We start from the raw sequence: 1,161 nt of genomic DNA, 5'->3' as shown, positions 1-1,161 counted from the left end.
AGGCCACACCATCTATTGCGGCTTTGAGAACATGGGCGAAGTGTCGAAGGCGCTGGAAGGCGCGCTCGGCGAGGCTGAATCGGTCAAGCCGATCTGGCGGCCGCAAAACAACGTTCCGGTCGATGAGGAGCGGGCACAGTCGCTGATGAAGCTGGTCGCCACGCTCGAGGATGACGACGACGTGCAGAGCGTCTACGCCAACTTCGAAGTCGACGACGAGACCATGGCCAAGCTCAGCGCGGCATGAGCGAAGCTCAGTCCGAAATGAGCGGAGCTATACCCGCCACGAGCGAAAAGCCGTTGCCGGTCATCCGCATCACCTATTGCACGCAGTGTCAGTGGCTGCTGCGCGCCGGCTGGATGGCGCAGGAGCTGCTGTCGACCTTCGGCACGGACCTTGGCGAAGTGACGCTGGTGCCCGGCACCGGCGGCATCTTCACCATTTCCTGCAATGACGTGCTTGTCTGGGATCGCAAGCGCGACGGCGGCTTTCCGGACGCGGCCAAACTGAAGCAACTGGTCCGCGATGTCATTGATCCGGACCGCGACCTCGGCCATTCCGATCGGAAGACAAAGGCATAGGGGTCGCGAGCGCTGCCGTCACTTGCGTCGCCACGCACCGACGGCGGCGCCAATCGCAATACCCACGGCAACGCCCATCGGCAGATCATCCAGAGCGGTGCCGATCGCGGCACCGACACCAACTCCGATGGCCATGCCGAAGGCCATATTTGCGTATTGATCCTTCATCGGTCGCTCCATCCATCGTCGTCAACGCGTGGCGAACCAGAAGGATGCCAGCGCGGCTATGCCGCTGATGGTGCGGACATGGTTCCACATCACCCATTCATTGAGGTAGCGCGACCACAGGCTTGCGCCATTGCTGCTGGCCGGATCGACGGCGGCGAGCGCATCGTTCAGCGGGACGTTGAAGATCATCGTCACCACCACGATGCCGATGAGATACAGCAGGCTGCCGGCAAGCAGCCAGAGCGAACCCGACTGGCTCCAGCCCATCACCGCGCCGATGGCGACAAGGACGCAGACAAGCGCCGTGCCGAACAGGGCGGTCATGAACAGCGGCGTCACCGCGGTGACATTGATCGAATTCATCGCGGCGATACCGCCGGCAGCGGGCATGCGGGCGAGACCCGGCATGAC

Annotated in this window: 4 protein-coding genes; 2 read left to right on the top strand and 2 right to left on the bottom strand. The window is 63.0% G+C overall.

The window, feature by feature from the left end; all coding sequences use genetic code 11:
• The coding region (locus EN964_RS35265) for a YebC/PmpR family DNA-binding transcriptional regulator (protein ID WP_206528823.1) at window positions 1-247 on the top strand (247 nt) is incomplete at its 5' end.
• 17 nt (window positions 248-264) lie between these two features.
• Window positions 265-582, top strand: a complete 318-nt coding sequence (locus tag EN964_RS35260) for a SelT/SelW/SelH family protein (protein ID WP_164748661.1) — start codon at window positions 265-267, stop codon at window positions 580-582.
• Between the two features lie 18 nt (window positions 583-600).
• On the opposite strand, the gene EN964_RS35255 is transcribed toward EN964_RS35260, so the two are convergent.
• Both EN964_RS35255 and EN964_RS35250 read right to left on the bottom strand, forming a co-directional pair.
• Window positions 601-750: a hypothetical protein gene (locus tag EN964_RS35255; RefSeq protein WP_127269209.1), complete on the bottom strand. Its 150-nt coding sequence runs from the start codon at window positions 748-750 to the stop codon at window positions 601-603.
• A 21-nt stretch (window positions 751-771) separates the two neighbouring features.
• Window positions 772-1,161 (bottom strand): DUF1772 domain-containing protein (locus tag EN964_RS35250; protein ID WP_127277499.1); only part of this gene is annotated, 390 nt, incomplete at its 5' end.

Origin of the sequence: Mesorhizobium sp. M7A.F.Ca.CA.001.10.2.1 (assembly GCF_003998575.1) — a bacterium.
Taxonomy (GTDB): Bacteria; Pseudomonadota; Alphaproteobacteria; order Rhizobiales; family Rhizobiaceae; genus Mesorhizobium.
The sequence above is the reverse complement of the archived record's forward strand: the minus strand, read 5'-3'. Positions and strand labels throughout refer to the sequence as shown.

Excerpts from the sequence above, each read along its gene's own strand:
- EN964_RS35260 (WP_164748661.1), top strand. The coding sequence starts at position 265 with ATGAGCGGAGCTATACCCGCCACGAGCGAAAAGCCGTTGCCGGTCATC.
- EN964_RS35255 (WP_127269209.1), bottom strand. The coding sequence starts at position 750 with ATGAAGGATCAATACGCAAATATGGCCTTCGGCATGGCCATCGGAGTT.